Source organism: Clostridioides sp. LIBA-6622 (genome assembly GCF_056716095.1).
The window spans coordinates 552281-570998 of the sequence record NZ_CP196998.1 but is presented as its reverse complement, the minus strand read 5'-3'; the positions used below and the strand labels follow the sequence as shown (position 1 = coordinate 570998).

Annotated in this window: 17 protein-coding genes; 1 reads left to right on the top strand and 16 read right to left on the bottom strand. The window is 28.8% G+C overall.

The window, feature by feature from the left end:
• Positions 1 to 36 precede the first annotated feature (36 nt).
• Complete coding sequence (gene sleC / locus ACTG47_RS02945) at positions 37 to 1308, top strand: spore cortex-lytic germination protein SleC (protein ID WP_479926044.1); 1272 nt, start codon at positions 37 to 39, stop codon at positions 1306 to 1308.
• A 327-nt stretch (positions 1309 to 1635) separates the two neighbouring features.
• Here the strand turns inward: sleC and ACTG47_RS02940 are convergent, their stop codons facing one another.
• The 16 genes from ACTG47_RS02940 to ACTG47_RS02865 all read right to left on the bottom strand — a co-directional run bounded on the left by ACTG47_RS02940 (position 1636) and on the right by ACTG47_RS02865 (position 18695).
• Positions 1636 to 2292, bottom strand: coding sequence for a hypothetical protein (locus tag ACTG47_RS02940; protein ID WP_479926043.1), 657 nt, complete (start codon positions 2290 to 2292; stop codon positions 1636 to 1638).
• Between the two features lie 463 nt (positions 2293 to 2755).
• Entirely contained in the window at positions 2756 to 3331 is a 576-nt protein-coding gene (locus ACTG47_RS02935) for an indolepyruvate oxidoreductase subunit beta (protein WP_169466475.1), read from the bottom strand.
• On the bottom strand, positions 3331 to 5112 hold the full coding sequence (gene iorA, locus ACTG47_RS02930; protein ID WP_479926042.1) for an indolepyruvate ferredoxin oxidoreductase subunit alpha: 1782 nt from the start codon (positions 5110 to 5112) through the stop codon (positions 3331 to 3333). The genes ACTG47_RS02935 and iorA overlap by 1 nt, the downstream gene beginning before the upstream one ends.
• Before the next feature lie 665 nt (positions 5113 to 5777).
• Positions 5778 to 6191 (bottom strand): hypothetical protein, encoded by a 414-nt coding sequence (locus tag ACTG47_RS02925; RefSeq protein ID WP_479926041.1) that lies wholly within the window; start codon positions 6189 to 6191, stop codon positions 5778 to 5780.
• Positions 6192 to 6357: 166 nt separating this feature from the next.
• Positions 6358 to 6753, bottom strand: a complete 396-nt coding sequence (locus ACTG47_RS02920) for a hypothetical protein (protein ID WP_479926040.1) — start codon at positions 6751 to 6753, stop codon at positions 6358 to 6360.
• Between the two features lie 209 nt (positions 6754 to 6962).
• Positions 6963 to 8366, bottom strand: coding sequence for a M56 family metallopeptidase (locus ACTG47_RS02915; RefSeq protein ID WP_479926039.1), 1404 nt, complete (start codon positions 8364 to 8366; stop codon positions 6963 to 6965).
• Positions 8367 to 8376: 10 nt separating this feature from the next.
• Positions 8377 to 8736, bottom strand: coding sequence for a BlaI/MecI/CopY family transcriptional regulator (locus tag ACTG47_RS02910; RefSeq protein WP_054269071.1), 360 nt, complete (start codon positions 8734 to 8736; stop codon positions 8377 to 8379).
• Between the two features lie 204 nt (positions 8737 to 8940).
• Entirely contained in the window at positions 8941 to 9720 is a 780-nt protein-coding gene (locus tag ACTG47_RS02905; RefSeq protein WP_479926038.1) for a DUF975 family protein, read from the bottom strand.
• 417 nt (positions 9721 to 10137) lie between these two features.
• Positions 10138 to 10749 carry a hypothetical protein gene (locus tag ACTG47_RS02900; protein WP_054269069.1) on the bottom strand — a complete coding sequence of 204 codons (612 nt, stop codon included), beginning with the start codon at positions 10747 to 10749 and terminating at the stop codon, positions 10138 to 10140.
• Positions 10750 to 10841: 92 nt separating this feature from the next.
• Positions 10842 to 11831, bottom strand: coding sequence for an ornithine cyclodeaminase family protein (locus ACTG47_RS02895; RefSeq protein WP_479926037.1), 990 nt, complete (start codon positions 11829 to 11831; stop codon positions 10842 to 10844).
• A 66-nt stretch (positions 11832 to 11897) separates the two neighbouring features.
• Positions 11898 to 12761, bottom strand: coding sequence for a DUF3298 and DUF4163 domain-containing protein (locus tag ACTG47_RS02890; RefSeq protein WP_479926036.1), 864 nt, complete (start codon positions 12759 to 12761; stop codon positions 11898 to 11900).
• Between the two features lie 121 nt (positions 12762 to 12882).
• Complete coding sequence (locus ACTG47_RS02885) at positions 12883 to 13464, bottom strand: CheB methylesterase domain-containing protein (RefSeq protein ID WP_479926035.1); 582 nt, start codon at positions 13462 to 13464, stop codon at positions 12883 to 12885.
• A gap of 36 nt (positions 13465 to 13500) precedes the next feature.
• On the bottom strand, positions 13501 to 14304 hold the full coding sequence (locus ACTG47_RS02880; protein ID WP_479926034.1) for a CheR family methyltransferase: 804 nt from the start codon (positions 14302 to 14304) through the stop codon (positions 13501 to 13503).
• Between the two features lie 35 nt (positions 14305 to 14339).
• A complete protein-coding gene (locus ACTG47_RS02875) occupies positions 14340 to 14780 on the bottom strand; it encodes a chemotaxis protein CheW (RefSeq protein ID WP_479926033.1) in 441 nt (146 codons plus the stop codon).
• A gap of 12 nt (positions 14781 to 14792) precedes the next feature.
• Complete coding sequence (locus tag ACTG47_RS02870) at positions 14793 to 16919, bottom strand: chemotaxis protein CheW (RefSeq protein WP_479926032.1); 2127 nt, start codon at positions 16917 to 16919, stop codon at positions 14793 to 14795.
• Positions 16920 to 16991: 72 nt separating this feature from the next.
• A complete protein-coding gene (locus tag ACTG47_RS02865) occupies positions 16992 to 18695 on the bottom strand; it encodes a HAMP domain-containing methyl-accepting chemotaxis protein (protein WP_479926031.1) in 1704 nt (567 codons plus the stop codon).
• Positions 18696 to 18718 lie beyond the last annotated feature (23 nt).

The window sequence follows — 18718 nt, the reverse complement described above, 5'->3', positions numbered from 1 at the left end:
AAGGGAACTAAATTCATTTAAAGAAAGGGTGATTTGATGCAAGATGGTTTCTTAACAGTAAGTATAATCGATGCTACTAACAATAGACCTATTCAAAATGCAACAGTAAACATATATTCAATGTCTAATGGTAGCCAAAGCTCATCAACTTTATACCAAAACCTAACGAGTAATGAATCTGGTCAAGTGATTGGATTAGCATTACCAGCACCAGATGTAGATTACTCTCTACAACCATCTGATGTTAGACCTTATAGCCAGTATATAGTAGAAGCCATAGCCGATGGGTATGAAACAGTTGTCATAGAAGGAACACAATTATTAGCTACAATTGAAGCGAGACAGGGAGTTCCCATGTTTCCTAGAACAAGAAGTAAACGTTCTTTCTCAAGACAAAGTGAATTGATTTTTGATATAGGAGAACATACTCTATATGGTACTTATCCTCCTAAAATTCCAGAAAGTGACTCAAAACCATTGCCACCTCCTACTGGTTTTGTTGTATTGGATAACCCTGTAGTACCCGAATTCATAGTAGTTCATGATGGTCTTCCAGAAGATTCATCAGCACCAAACTATTGGATTCAATTTAAAGAATACATTAAAAATATAGCTTCATCTGAAATATACTCAACTTGGCCACAACAGACAATCTATGCAAATGTAATAGCTATAATATCATTTACTTTAAATAGGGTATTTACTGAATGGTATCGAAATAAAGGATATAATTTTACAATAACTTCATCAACTGCATATGACCATAAATTTATAAACAACAGAAACTTATTTGAACCAATTAATATAGTTGTAGATGCTATATTTAACACATTTATAAAAAGACCTCCTACAGCAAGACAGCCACTATTAGCACAATATTGTGATGGTCAAAAATCCCAATGTCCTAACCAAATGACTCAGTGGGGAAGTAAAGATTTAGGTGACCAAGGATACGACTATGAAAGTATACTAAGATTTTATTATGGAGATGAGATAGTATTTGAAAAAGCACCTATAGTAAGTGGTGTTCCTGTATCATTCCCTGGTACTACATTACAAGTTGGCTCCACTGGACAATATGTTAGAACTATACAAAATCAGTTAAATGCTATATCTAACTCTTACCCAGCTATCCCAAAAGTAAGAGAAGATGGTATCTATGGAACAGACACAGAAAATGCTGTTAAAACATTCCAAGGAATTTTTGGTTTGCCTCAAAGTGGAATAGTAGATTTTAAAACATGGTATGAAATATCTAGAGTCTATGTGGCTACAACTAGAATAGCTTCTCTAAATCCTTTAATTTAAAACTTGATTTAGAATTTATTTTAGATTATTAATTCAATATAAAAAATGGCTGTTATGAACTAATCTATACTATAAGTATTCTAGTCCTAACAGCCATTTTTGTAGTTATAACATATTGTTTTAGAATCTTAAAACTTTAAATGGGGGATTTTAAGCTTCTTAAAAACAGTACTCGCAAATTTAATTTTCTTTAAAAGCTTATCTTTATTTTTAAATTTAATAAAATGTTACTTCATAATGAAAATATTGCTTAGTTATTATAAATATAAATAATATTATTTTGAAAATTATTCCTAGTTAAATGATACTTTTGATTCATCAATAAACTTAATTTGCAACCTTAGATTTATTGGCTAAAGCTAATATTAGACCTAAAGCTATAGATGCAAATGCAGAAGCAATTACTCTATATTCAGCAGGGAATAAGAATACAATTGTATGACATGGTATCCAGAAAAATGGTATAGTTTTTAAAACACTAAAACCAAGGTAAGCGTTCCAATCTACTATATTTACCACATCTTTAAGTGTTACCTTAATCCCTTTTTCAACTTCATATTTTTTGTCTATAAAACAGTCCATAACCTTATGGAATAAAAATACAGTTGGTGACATTAGTATGTTCATAGTTGCACTCTTAAATAAAGCATTTGCAAAAGCTATTCCCTCAAAAGGAAGCATACCATCCACTTGCGCTTGACCTACACCTGCTGAGTAGATTGACATAGCATATGTGGTAACTAGACCTATTATTCCCCAGACTATTGCTCTGTAAAAGACTCCTACTGGTATTTTCCAGTCTTTATGCAAAATTCTAGCACCAAGTAAATCTCCCATTGTAGCTAGTACAGCAAACTTGAAAAAACCTCCAATATATGGATGTGCACCTGTTGCTGCCATAAACACTTCTCTACTACTTGGTATCGCTAATATAGCAATAATACAAATAAGAATTCCACTCCATATAAAATCGCCTTTTTTCATATTATAAATACTATTTAATATATAAATAGTTCTCCTTCCTGTCAAAGATTTATTTAATTTACAATTTATTTGTAATTATTTATTAACTATTGCTTATTAGATACTCATTTTCCATATTTAAATTTATAAAATTCTATTTTAAAATGATTGTCTTACAATCTTAATATTTGATTATTTATTTTTATATTTTTTATTTATTTTTTACCCTAACCCTTTATCTATCTATTTTTCAACTAGTCTTATTCACAATCATCTTATAATTTATTTTGTGATTGATTTCCTACCCTAACCCTTTATCTATTTTTCAACCAGTCTTATTTTCAATTATCTTATAATTTGTTTTGTAATTATTTTCTTACTCTAACACTTTATTTTGTTTTGTAATCATCTCCCTTTATAACCTTCTATACATTTCATTTACAGTTATTTTTTCTATAACATTTACATATTTATCACTTTATTTTTAAACATTCATCCCTTCTTTTAAAGCTTTTATATTAATTTCTATAAATTTAGGCTTAACCTGTTGTGACACTATTTTTTCCCAATCTATATCATCCTCTACCTTTAGAGCTTTAATCAATGCTCCTAAAAGAACCACATTCATAACTTTTTCGTTTCCAAGACCTCTTGCAATATCAACCGCCTTTATCACTGTTACATCCACTTTTTCTTTAATATCATCTATTATATTTTCAGGATAATCCACTCTACCTGTTAAAATTGGTGCAGAAGGCATTTCATAATCATTCACTACTAATTTACCATCAGGTTTTAGAAAATCAAGATATCTCAAAGCTTCCATAGTCTCAAATGAAACTAATACATCAACATCTCCTTTTCCAAGTATAGGAGAATGTACTTTTTCACCATATCTAACTTGAGTTGTCACACTACCTCCTCTTTGAGCCATTCCATGAACTTCTGACATCTTAACATCATATCCAGCATCAATAAGACCAGCAGAAAGTATTTTACTTGCTAAAACAGTCCCTTGACCTCCTACACCTGATAACAATACATTTTTAACCTCTTTCATTATTTTTCACCAACCTTTTTTATAGCATTCACTGGACATACTTGTGCACATACTGTACAACCTACACATTGAGCTTGATTTATACTTGATTTCTTTTTAGATTTATCAAATCTCAAAGCAGGACATCCTGTTGTAAGGCATTTCTTACATCCAATACACTTCTCATCATCCATACTACAAACTGATGGTATAAGGTCAAATCTCTTTTTATCATCTTCAGTAAATTTTTTTAGTGCACATGGCCATCTTGTAATTATTACTGAAGGTTCTTCAATTGATAAAGCCCAATCTAATGCTCCCTTAACTTCATCCAACTTATTAGGATTTACAACTTTTATATTCTTACATCCTAAAGCTTTTACTATAGTCTCAATATCCATCATTTCAGTAACATCACCTTGTAATGAAAATCCAGTTCCAGGATTCTCTTGATGCCCTGTCATACCAGTAATTCTGTTATCAAGAATACATGTTACAGTATTACTTTTATTGTAGATTATATCTATAAGTCCATTTATTCCTGTATGGAAGAATGTTGAATCTCCTATTGTACTTATAGTTCTCATATTAATATTATTTTTAGTAAATATTTTTTGCGCCCCATGAGCTACCCCTGGGCCTCCTCCCATACATATACAGGTGTCTTTAGCATTTAAAGGCTCTGCTCCTCCAAGTCCATAACATCCTATATCTCCACTTATAAGTACATTTTTAACTTTTCCTAACTCATAGAAAAATCCTCTGTGTGGACATCCTGCACATAATGTTGGTGGTCTACCTACTATCTTTTCTTTACTATACTCTATTAATTCTCTTTTTTCTCCCAAGATTGATTGTGCTATTATATCTGGATTTAACTCGCCTATATTAGGTATCTTCTCCTTACCAATACAAGATATGTTATTCTCTTTTAAATGTTCTTCTATATAAGGTTCTAATTCTTCAATTACATAAACAGTACCTACTTGTTCTGTAAACTCCCTAATTTTCTTAGTTGGAAGAGGATATGTAAATCCTAATTTTAAGTATGATACAGTATCCCCAAACACATCTTTAGCATACTCATAAGAAGCACCTGAAGTTATTACACCAATTTTTTTATCATTCCATTCTATAAAGTTTAAATCCGTTTCATTAGAAAATTCCTCAAGTTTTTTTAATCTATCTTCAAGCTTAACTCTAAGGGCTCTTGAAGTAGCTGGTATAGCATCAAATTTAGAAAGATTCCTTTCATATTTCTTTACAATTGTTTCCTCTTTTTCTCCTAACTCAACTAGACCTTTACTATGGCATACTCTTGTAACCATTCTAAATAAAACTGTAGTATCATATTTTTCACTTATTTCAACAGCTGCCTTTAACATATCTTTACATTCTTGACTATTACTTGGTTCTACCATAGCTATTTTGGCAAATTTAGCATAATGTCTATTATCTTGTTCATTTTGTGATGAATGCATTCCTGGGTCATCACCAGATACAATAATCATTGCACCATTTACTCCCATATATGCATATGTAAATATTGGGTCTGCTGCGACATTTACTCCAACATGTTTCATAGCTGCAAGTGCTCTCCCACCTGCAATAGATGCTCCTATTGCAGACTCTACTGCCACTTTTTCATTTGGTGCCCATTCTGCAATTATGTCATCTTTATATAGTGCTATATTTTCTAGTATTTCAGTACTTGGTGTTCCTGGATAAGCAGCTGCATAGGATATACCAGCTTCATAAGCCCCACGTGCTACTGCCTCATTTCCTGTAAGCAATTGTTTCATGATTCTCCCTCCTTAGAAATAATACACTTTTGATAGCTATCATTATTTACTTATCAACATAGTCTAGGTGTTGATAAGTAAATAATGATAAAATTAATCCTCAAAAATTTGTAATCATATTATTACTTTATGTATTAAGCAATTGCTATGCCAAGAAGTTTAAATTTTTTAAAACCCCTCTTAAAAATGCTAAATTGCTTATTTTCTTTAACTTTTAATGAATCTAATAGATAACATTTAATTTTCGTTAGAATTTTCAGAATGTTTTAATTATTAATTTAGATAAAAAAAAATAATGTTAACATTTCTTAACATACATTAAAAAATGTTAACATTATAAATTGGGTTTAATACTTTTACTTTGACTTGATTTATTTTTATTCTGTTTTTCCTCTAATTCTTACTTCTTTTCTCACTTAGACTTTAGCTCTCTTATTACTTAGTTGAGTCTCATTTTAATCTCACTCAATATATTCAATTACACTTGTCTAAGCCTTTTAATACTTTTTTACTTCTCTTTAACAAACTTAAACTTCATTTGGGTAGCACAGTTGATGAGTATTTAAATAATCATCAACTGCATTGTTTATATCATAACAGTAGCCTAATGTATTTAATAATGCTTATTTAGGGTTTTAAAATATTCTTTGAGATTATATTTAACACTAATTAATTGCTACATAACTTGAAGAAATTGAAAGCTGAGTCCCATCTTCATTTTCTATAATGATAGGCTTCATAATTTTTAATCCTTCAGTTTTTATCTTCTCTAACTCTTGTTCCATTATCTTAATTGTTTTTTCAAGGTCTTTTTGACTTACATCTTTAGTTGCATTAGGGTCTTTAGCATATGCTTTCATTTCTTCAATATGTTTAGCATATTCATCATAAGTATAATACTCTACTCCATACTTTTCTAAGGCAACAGGGTCAGTTATTCCTGATTTGATTAGAGAATCAAACTTCTCTAGTGTAATATTAGATACATCATTATTTCCATTAGCAAATACTGAACCTGTTCCTCCTAATACTACAGCTGCTGCCATCATTGTACCTATAAGGGATTTTTTTATTTTCATAATTAATCTTCCTTTCTTAGAGATTTATTTGTGTATAGTAGTTGATAGTGACTATTGCAATAGTTATTAACTACATCTTTAGACTATCATAGTAGTCGCTTTCATGTCAAGTATTTTTATAATTTTTTTAATAAAAAAGTAATGTTAATATTACAAGCTGAGTAAATTATCTACCACAGAAACTTATAAGCCCATTCCCGTTGTCTATTCTGATAGGCTTCATAATCTTTAATCCTTCAGTTTTTATCTTCTCTAAATCTTGTTCCATTTTCTTAATTGTCTTTTCAAGGTCTTTTGCAGACATATCTTTAACTTCATTTGGGTCTTTAGCATACGCTTTTAACTCTTCAATATTTTTAGCATACTCTTCATAAGTATAATACTCTACTCCATACTTTTCTAAGTCAGCAGGGTCAGTTATTCCTGCTTTGATTAGAGAATCAAACTTCTCTAGTGTAATATTAGATACATCACTATTTTCATTAGCAAATACTGAACCTGTTCCTCCTAATACTATAGCAGCTGCCATCATTGTACCTATAAGGGATTTTTTTATTTTCATAACCAATCTTCCTTTCTTAGATATTTATTTAGGTATAGTAGTTGATAGTGACTATTGCAATAGTTATTAACTATACCTTCAGACTATCACAATAGTCATTTTTATGTCAAGTATTTCTATAATTTTTTTTAATAAAAAATACTATCTCAAAATAATTGATTTTATTTTGAGATAGTATTTTAATTCTAAATCTCTTATATTGCTAGAATTTATGGTTCCTTTACAGAAGTTCTATATTGTACTTTGCTGACTGACAACAAATTTCCTTGTCTTGATATAACTAAGCCATTCTCATCATAACCATTCTTCTTAATTGAATAATCTTTTGAATTAGTATAAGATATATCATTGTAATTACTTGATTTATTCACAGACATATATTCATTACTTTTAAATTCAGTTGATTTACTCACATATTCATCTTCATTACTTTTAGATTTATTCACTTTATTCATGGATTCATCTTCATTACTTTTAGATTCATCTTCTTTGTTGCTAGATGTCTTTGACATACTAACAGAAATGTCCGAATCTACATTTGGAGAATATAAACTAGATGATTTATTACTTAATGAAATTTCACTTTTATTACTTTGCTCACTTTTTGTTAAATCAAAAGATTCAACTTCATTAATTTCTTTATTCCCTGTTGCGAAAACAAGACTTGTGCTACAAACTAATACAGTTGAAACTAAAAAAGTAACATAAGTTGACTTTTTAAACTTCATAACATTAATTATTCTATCTTCTATCTTTGTCTTTCCAAATCCATTGTAAATAGCCATTGAAAATGGATTATTCTCTTCTGCTAAACTTATCAATGCAGTTGCATAATCAGCTCTGTATTCTTCCCCAATCATATTCATCACTTTTTCATCACAACTAAATTCTATATCTTTATTTAATAAAAAAAACATCACCCAAACTAAAGGATTAAACCAATGAATAACAAGAGCCAAAAGCATAAACAACTTCAGCATATTGTCAAGCCTATTAATATGAACCATCTCATGAGTCAAAACAAAGTTTAAAGTCTGATTATTACCATAGTCCATTTGCTTTGGTAAAATAATACGTGGTTTTAAAATGCCAGATGTAAGCGGTGTCTTAGTAAATTCAGATACACAAACCATAAATTTTCTAAAACATCTATTCTCACATATCCATTTTTTAATAAAATCATGGTTTTTTATATGTATTGAAGTTTTAAAAAGATTAATTATTTTAATATACTTAGAGCATAAAAATATACTCAGTATAATAGTAACCACAAAAGACAAAATACCTAACATCTCCAATATTGTAAGATTCTCAATATCAGATAGTACCTTATTGTTAGAAGTATTTTTACCTATAGAGTTACTTACTTCCTTAAGAGTGTAACCTTCAGTTGATGTAGCTCCTAATTCAACATTAAAAGTAGATTCAATTATACTATAAATACTAAAACCAGAGTTTAAACTTACTGGTATAAGAAGCTTAAACAAGACAATCAACCATAATAATACAAACACCTTCTTAGGTAATTTTTTAAATAAACATGCTCTTATGAAAATAATAATTAAAAGTAAAACTCCAGAAGTAAAACTCATTTCTAACAATTTAATGAACATAAATCTTACCTCACTTTAATTTTTCGACAATCTGTTTAAGTTTTGTAATATCGTCACTTGAAAGATTTTCTTTATTAATAAAAGCTGAAAGAAATTTCTCTGAAGACCCTCCAAACATCTTATTAATTAGTGTTTCTGTTTCCTGTTTTTGCACTTCTTCTTTACTTATTAAAGCCTTACAAACAAAATTTGGTTCAATTCTTTCTATAGCACCTTTTGCTACTAATTTTTTTATAACTGTATACGTAGTATTTCTATTCCATCCTGTTTCTTCTTTTAAGATTTTTACTAGCTCCCCAGCCTTACTTTCTCCTATCTCCCATAGAACTTCCATTACCTTAAGTTCTGAATCAAATAATTTTATTTCCATATAAAATCGCTCCTCAAATATGGTTATCGCAATAGTCATTACTATAATTAAAAACTATCATAATAGTCTATACTATGTCAACCATTTATTTTTTAATAACAAAAACTGCCTTTTAAGAAAATCATTCTTACAAAAGACAGTTTTGCCAATGCTATACTTTAATGTTCAAGTTAAAACTACATTTTATTTAACTGTAAAACTATCTTAATACATAGAATAAGATTTTTCTTTATCTAATAATACATCCTCTACATCTGGATTTTCTTTTAATAATTGTCTATAAAAATTACAGTTAGTAACTCCTACATATGGAATTAGCCATAATAAACCTATTCCAAGAGTAACTATTGATAGTATATACCATCCTATAAAGCTAAGGTTTAGTACAAATAATTTAAGTACGTTTCCTTTCATCATATCTAAACTGGCACCCATTGCCTTAAATACGCCCAAATTATCTTTATCCTCACAAATTAAGAAAGCAGCTTGAGAAACATATAATAGCAATATATAAACTGGTAGCATAAGAACAAGTATTATAAGAACTAAAGTTATTCCAGTAGAAATAATAGTTCCTACCCCAACACTATCACTTGATAGATATTCAACTGCTCCACTAGTAAGTAAAACCCCAAATGATAAAAATGCGCCTATAATTGTGATTATAAAAGAATAAATATAAACAGCAATTGATTCTAATACATAAAGTCCAAAACTTCTTAAATAAATTCTTCCATTTACAAATATATTTCCTATTTTTACTTTTTCATCTTTAGTAATCTTCAAGAACATACATGTAAATCCTGCTGTAACACAAAAACCTATTATAGCTACTACAATAGTAGTTAAAGGTTCAAAAGGCAATCCTACAATTGATATTAGTACTATCACTGCAATATATACTGCCATAGCAATTGCACATGTACCCCAGTTTCCAGACAATTGAGCTTTGGACACTCTTTTTAATTCTTGCCTTGATACCATAAAAAACACCCCTCTCATTTTATAAAAACTTTTTTAACTTTTTTAAAATACATAAATAAACTTTTAACGTATAATATAATATTAATATATCATATTTTCGACTATATAACACACAATTATTCACCATGTTTTATCAAGATATATCATAATTGTATTGTTAGTTTTATATAGTCAATATTAGCAAACATATCAAATAAATTTGATTATACAATAGATACTAAAACAAATTATATTAAATACACTTTATCTAGCAAAAAATTTATTTATTATTTGGTGAGATAAGTTATTTACTAAGTATAATTTATAAAATAAACAAATAGCTTATAAAATATAATTTATATGTTTAGAATAAAATAAACTATCCTCCAAACATTTTATTATATGTTTAAAAGATAGTTTTTGTGTTTTTAAAATAAATTAAATTGTATATATTCCTTCACATAATTTTTGTATATTACTAGGTGGTTGCCATTTACCATCTTTTTTAGTATATGTAATTAAAGTTGTAACATCCTTAGTTGGCTTTTTATTGTAAAGGTCTATAATCATTTTTGCCATATCATCTTGAACTTCTTTTTCTTTTTTGTTGTAATTCTTTTCATCAGTTACATATGATTTTACTAAAGTATTTGCTTCAGACATTACTTTACTAGTATCTAATGCTTTACTTACAACTTTTAAAGTTATCTTATCCTTACTAGAAGAATCTACTGTTACAGTCTTTTCAACACCTTGGATTAACTTAACAATTGTGTCGTATATCTTTTCAGCATTTTCTTTACCATAAAGAGGTGTCAATTGAGCTAACATTGAAACCTTGTCCTTACTATTATAAGTTTGAATTTGTTTATATTCAACTTCTGTTAATGCGTCAGAAATTCCCTTTTCGTCATATTTATACATTTCTAGTGCGGCTAAATTAGCTTCAAAATTTGACTTTACTTTTTCTTCTGCATTAGAACACCCTATAGTTAGAACTAAAACTAAAGCCATAATCGAAGATAATATTAACTTTTTTACCATTTTCATACAAATATCCTCCCTCAATTAAGATAATAAAAAAATTTATTTATCAATATTATAACATAATTTTGTCTAATTATAGATTTATTTTGAAATTTTTACCACTGCCAGTCCATTCCAATACCGTTTTCTTTTGCTTTATCGTGTATTCTTTTTGCTGTTACGACATCTTGTACACCTATTCCGACAGTTTTAAACACAATTATTTCATCATCATTTTCTCTTCCAGGGATAGTACCATTTATAACATTACCTAAATCGCCACTAAAATCATCCTTACTTATTTTACCTTCTTCTAATGGAATTAATATATCTCCTGACTCAGATAAAACTGCATCTGTTGATTCAAAAAATATCTTAGATGCTCTAGTTAAACAATTTGGGCACAACTCTTGCATATCTGGCATATATGAACCTACTGCACTTACTAAAGCTCCTTTTTTTACTAAGTTCCCATTAAGCACAGGTTGTTTTGATGGGGTAGCTAGAACTATTACATCTGCATTTTCTATAGCTGCATCAGATGATTCAACTGCAATTATTTTAGTGTTATATTTGCTTAATTTTAAGTTCATTTCTTCTGCAAATTTTTCTCTACTTTCCTTGTTTCTACTAAACACTCTTACTTCATCCAAATCTCTAGCTTCTATCATGGCTTCAAGTTGTGGTTCTCCTTGTCCTCCTAGACCAATCAAAGCCCCAATCTTAGAATCTTTTTTAGCCAATACATCTATAGCTGCTCCAGATGCTGCTCCAGTACGAATCTGAGTTACATAAGTTCCATCTAAAGCCGCACTCACTTCTCCAGTTTCACCATCTAATAGTAATACTGTGGCTGGAATTACTGGTTTACCTTTTTGAGCATTTTTAGGAAATACAGATACAATTTTTATTCCCCCACATCCCAATTCTTCTACATATCCTGGCATAAATAACATACTAGCATCTTGACTTGGAACTGGTATATTGGTTCTCAAAGGATTTACACTTTTTCCTTCACAATAAATTCTAAAAGCTTCCTTATCAGCCTCAATTGCATCTCTCATTGTAAATACTTTTTTTATGTCGTCTTTTTTTAAAAGTAGCATTTTTATACCCCCAATTTTAATAAATCTCTATGCTAGATATTATAGCATAACATTTAATTTAAATTTCTATTTCAAATTAAATAAATCTACATATTCTGGTTTTAACATATAGCTTATTAATTTTTTGTTTATTGAAAATTCAGGTATTCCTGCTGCATATGGAGTTATATCATATAAATCAAAATACATAACTAAATTCTCATCCTGCAAATAAAAATTTTGATTCTCTTTTATACCTTTAAAGTTGTATATTCCTATATTTTCTTTATCCTTTTTTTCCAACTCAGTTATTTGCCTTTTAATTTCTCCATCTATAACTTCCTTATATTTAGTGTTATCTTTAAATAAGTCCATTAGTTCTAAAAATTTTCCCGTTCTCATATCCACATTATATGCTATATCTTGATAAAATCCATGTGCACCACCACTGTAAGTATAATATCTTACTTTTATACTAAGAGCAGAGTCAGTATTCTTTTTAAGTTCAAAGTCTACATTTGCAACAAACTTATTTTCTTCATCAGGATTATCCTTAAGATATTGCTTTGCTTCTGTATATGATTTATTATAAAATTCAAAGATATCATTTTTTATTTTATCATTTGTAGACCTTTCAACAATCTTATTTGAATTTGTTATTATAGGCATATTTATAGCACTTTCTAGATATTCATCATTTTTCACTATTGTTTTACTTCCTATTGTACTTACTGATAAAGTTTGTTTACTACTAGTAGTATCCTTTGGTAATGATTGATTATTCATAACACTTACTGCTTCTTTATTTCTATTTAGATTAATTGAAGCATCTTTCCCTAAATTATTATATATATGGTCATGTTTAATTGCTAAAACAGCTATTATAGTCAAGGTTAAAACAAATACATATCTTAAAACTTTAGCCTTCATATCGCCTTTAAAAAATTTCATATTATCATTTTCCTCCTAAATATAAATCTCTCTTATTATATTTGGAGTTTCTAGGGTTTTTTATCCATATAATTTAATAAAAGATTAATTTTTTATTTACAAAAAATTAATCTTTCCGTTTTTAAATATTAAGATGTCTCATCAAATAGTTTGAAATTTTATTAAGTGGCAATTGTAATACAACAGAACCTCTATCAAAAGCCACCATTGGCATTCCATATACTATGCAAGAGCTTTCATCTTGTCCAATAGTAAATGAACCACTTTTTCTCATTTTTAAAAGTCCATTTGCTCCATCAGAACCCATGCCTGTAAGTATTATACCTATTGAATTTTTACCTGCTACTTCTGCAACTGAATCAAATAAAACGTCTACTGATGGACAATGACCACTTATTCTTTCACCTTTTTCACAAGTTACATAATATCCATCTTTATTCACATGTAATTTCATCTGATAGCCCCCAGGTGCTATTAACACATTTCCTCGTTCTACTCTATCGTTATTTTTAGCTTCTCTTACATTCATAACACACTGCTTGTCAAGCCGTTGTGCATACATATCAGTAAATATAGCTGGCATATGTTGAACTACAACAACTCCTGGTGTCGATTTTGGTAAGTTTTTTATAATTTCAAGTATTGCCTCTGTGCCACCTACAGATGCGCCTATAGCAATCACCATATTATCAAAATGTTCCACATTACCGCCTCCACAAAATCATATATCAAAAACCTTTTATTTTTTATAGACAGCAGGTCTTATATATTTATATTTGGTATTACTTCTGTTAATTATCTCTGCATGACCTACAAATAAAAAGCTATCTTTTTTAGTTACACTATAAAATTTATTTATGAGTTCTTCTCTAGTTTTCAAATCAAAATAAATCATAACATTTCTACAAAAAATTAAATCAAAATGTTGATATGAGAAATTATTCATTAAATTAAAAGGTTTAAAAATCACGCTTTTTCTAATCTTATCACAAATTTTAAATGTACCATCTTTGTTATCTATAAAATATTTCTTTTTCCACAAATCAGGAACATTGCTAACATTTAATTCTGTGTATATAGCTCTTTTAGCTTTTTCAAGTGAATTTATTGAAATATCAGTAGCTATAATCTTAATATTCCACAAATTTTTATTATTTCCAAAATAATCATCTAAAGTCATAGCTATTGAATACGCTTCTTCTCCACTAGAACAACCTGCACTCCATATATTTAAGTTTCTTAGCTTATTGTTTTCTTCCCAAAAAGGAAGTATATTATTATGTATAAACTCAAAATGCTGAGGTTCTCTCATAAAAAATGTATGATTGGTACTCAGTCTATTTATTAAGTTTATAGCCTCATTTCCTGTCTTATCTTTAAATAATATATTCATATACTGACTAAAAGAACTAAACTTTCTCTCTATCATTGTATTATATAACCGACCTTCAATTAATGCTCTTTTTTTGCTTAAATCAATACCATATTCTTTTTTTATATGGTTTACAAGAATTATAAATTCTTCATCTGTGAGCTTTATCATGCAAAAAATTCCTCCTGATAATTTGTCAAAACTGACTACATGTTGTTAATCAAAAACTTTCGAATATCTAAAATTAATATAGAATTATCTTCAACTTTTGCAATTTCTTTTATATCTTTATTCGTATTTATGTTGTTAGAATCAGCTGTCTCTAATAGATTTATTTTTTCTATAGGTATAACATCGACAACTTTATCTACAATAATTCCAACTTGATACTCATCAACTTTTGTAATTATTATACATGTTCTCTCATTATAATCAGTCTCAGGAAGATTGTATTTTATATGCATATTAATAACAGGTATTATCCTTCCACGTAAATTAATAACTCCACTTATATGCTCTGGAAGACATGGTACATATGTTATTGATTGAAATCTTATAGTTTCAATGACATTTTCTAATTCTATTCCATAAATAACATCATTAACATAAAATGTTAATACTTGCTTAATAATTTCATCTTTAGACATACTTTAAATCCCCTAATATATTTCCATAATGTTATCTGCATCTATAATCAAACTTATGCTTCCATCTCCAAGTATTGTACATCCTGATAATCCATTACTTTTCATATTGAATCTGTTAAAATAAACTGGAAATGGCTTTACGACAACTTGTTGATTTCCTATTATTTCATCAACAAAAATACATGCCGCTTTCTGCTCATTTTCAATAATTATCATATTCCCATGCATTAGGTTGGTTACATCTGTTTTAATATTATATATTTTATGTAACCTTATAATAGGAATGCAGGCTCCATATATCATAATTAGCTCTCCAGTATTACCTTCTGTAACTACTTGGTTTAAGTCTGTAAGTTTAAAAGTTCTTCTTATTGCTGATATTGGTAAAGTAAATAACGAATCTCCAACCTTAAACTCCATCCCTTCTACTATAGAAAGAGTAAGTGGTATTTTTATAGTAAATGTCGTTCCTTCATCTTGTTTACTTTTTACTTCAATTGAGCCTCCAACCTTTTCAATGCTTTTTCGGACAATATCCATACCTACTCCCCTACCAGAAAACTCAGTCACAGATTCTTTTGTAGAAAATCCTGGAGTCATAATCAAAGAATTAACTTCATCATCAGTGTATTCATTACTTGAATGTTTAAGAATACCTTGCTCCTTGGCTTTTGCTAAAATCTTATCTTTCATAAGACCTCTACCATCATCTGATATACTTATTACAGCTTCTCCACCTAAGTTTTCAGCAGATAGTACTATTTTTCCTACTTCTTCTTTACCTTTAGCTATACGTTCTTCAATAGGTTCTATTGCATGGTCCATAGCATTTCTTATAAGATGCATGAATGGTTCTGCTAAATTATCAATTACATTTTTATCTACTTCTGTTTCTGCACCTATGGTTATTAGTTCTACATTTTTATCTAATTTTTTATTCATATCTCGCACAATTCTATGCATTTTTTGAAATACACCAGCAATTTGAATCATACGCATCGACATTACTATGTCCTGTAATTCATCTGTAAGCTTATGCAATTGTCTTGTTGCTTTATTGAAATTATCTATATCAACACCTGTAGAATTTACACTATTTACAACCATTGATTCCATAATTACAATTTCTCCAACTATATTTTGAAGTAAATCTAATTTTTCTAAATTTACACTCATAATACTCTGTTTACTTATTGGTAAATGTTCATTTTCGTCACTTAGACTATTTTTTTCTGTGTCTACTTTGTCTTTTAAAATACTTTCTTGTAGTTCATCCTCTGTTGTATAAGTATTTTGATATTCTATGTTTATTTCCTGATTGTCTTCTAATTTATTTTCTGTTGCATCATTATCTGGTATTCTTTTTACTTCTATATCTTTTTTGCTAATATTTATATATTCTTGTACATAGAGATTCTCTTGTATGGTTCTATAAACTAAATTTCTATCCTCTTTTGCAATAAATTGTATATAAAACCCATAATCTCTAATATATTCTGCTATTTCTGTATTTGTTTCCACATCTTTAGGATAAAACTCTATAAACTCACAGTAGTCTCTAAGCTCAAATATAAGCATAAAAGCCCTTACATTTTCCATCATACAACCTTGTTCAAAGATTATTTTTACTATATCAGCATTTTCTTTGTATGAAAAAACTGAATTTATTATTTCTTCATCCTCTATATTTTTTAAACTTGTATTATTTTTTGATTCCATAGAAGTTGATAATTCCAAAGTACCTACATAATCTTTAATTGTTTCTATAAAATTAGAGTACTCAGAAGATATACAATCTCCTGATTGCAACTTACCTATATCACATTTTATAAAATCCAAAGATTGAAAAACCAAGTCAAACAAAAAGTCATTATCTAAAACTTCTATTTTTCCTTCACGTATGACATAAAATAAATCTTCCACACTATGTGCCAAAGCAGCTATGTTATCTAATCCCATCATAGAAGCTGAGCCTTTTATTGTATGCATTATTCTAAAGGTTTCATTGATATTGCTATAACTAAATACTTTTTCTTTTTCTGTTTGAATCATAATTTCATCTAATTGTTCAAGTAATAGACTTGTCTCAAATATAAACATATCCAACATTGGTCTCATACTCGGTTCAATATAATTCATATTTATCACCTACGGCCTACAAATAATTTTCTATTTTACGTTATAATTTTACACTATATAACATCTCATAATTTAAATCCATGATGATTCTTTTATCTCACTTTCCTTTAGATGAAATTTTTCTACTAATTCTTTTAAGATTTGTGCTTGAGCAGACATCTCTTCTGAGGCTGCTGCACTTTCCTCTGCTGTTGCTGAATTCATTTGGACTACTATAGAGATTTGCTCTATTCCAGACAAAATCTGTGTAATTGCTATTTCTTGGCTATGTACAGATGAAGAAATTCCATTAATATAATCAGTAGTTTTTTCTACACCATTCACCACTAAATCCAGTGCTTTTGCAGTCTCTTTGGCAATTTTGACGCCATTTTCTACTGTTTTAATGGCTTCTTCTATGAGAATCGCAGTATTTTGAGCTGCTTTCGCACTTTTACCAGCTAAAGACCTAACTTCATCTGCTACAACTGCAAATCCTCTACCATATTGACCTGCTCTTGCCGCTTCAACAGCTGCATTTAATGCAAGAATATTAGTTTGAAAAGCTATCTCATCTATTGTTTTGATTATTTTTGATATTTCACTGGATTTTTCACTTATTTCACCCATTGAAGTCATCATATCATCCATACATCTACTTCCAAAACTAACTTGTTGTGCTGATTGGTCAGATACTTCACATGCAAGACTAGCACTATCTGCACATTTCTTAATTCCATCTGATATTTCATTGATTGTAGAAGCTAATTCTTCTACTGAACTGGCTTGTTCAGTAGCCCCTTGTGAAAGAGCTTGAGCACCTGCTGCTACTTGTTCTGATGCACTTGCAACTTGTTCTGCTGATAAATTTATTTCAGAAAAATCACTATTAAAAGAGTTTATTATACTTTCTAATGATGTTTTAATTGATTTAAAATCTCCTATAAATTCTTGGTCTATTTCTACTCTTAAGTCGCCTTTTGCAATACTAGTCAGTGTACTGTCTATAAGGTCTATATAATTTAAAAGCATACTTTGCATCTTCTTAACAGAACCAACCAACATACCTATTTCAGACTTACTTTCTTCAATATCTATACTTGTTCTTAAGTCTCCAGATGCAATTCTTGAAAAGTGTTTTTCTACTTTATTAATAGGAATCACTATCTTTAATTTTATTACTGTATATTCTATTATTGTCAGTATTATCAATAGAGAAAGTATAAATATTGTTCTCAGTATTAAACTTTGTAATTCTTTTTTGACTTCTATAATCTCAGTATTTGAACGATTAGCTATATCCTCTTGAAATTCATTTATTAAAGAATCCATTCTTTCTTGAGAGTTTATATAGTCACTACCAAAAATTATACTCTGAGCCAAGCTCTTATCATTGTTTTCAACTGCTTTTATAGCACTTTGTTCTGTTGGCACTAACGAATCTGATATTTCTTTTGCTTTTAAGATTTTATTTGACTCACTCTTTTTAAGACCAATTCTTTCTAATTTATTTAAAGCTGACTCTCTTGTTTTTCCATATAACTCTTTTTCATAAGTATCTTTGTTCCTTTTATCACCTGTAAAGACATATCTTCTTAATACATCACTTACTTCTCTTGTTGTATCTTTTATATACTGGCTTTGAGTTCTCAAATTATTCATATCATTAATACTTTTTTCCACTTTTTCAAATGCTTTATAAGATGAAATTGAAGAAAAAATCCCTGCTAGAACAGCCATTACTATAATAATCAGCAATGCAATTGCTAATTTAGAAAGCTTTACTTCTCTTTTCATACATCTACTCCTTTATAAAGTAA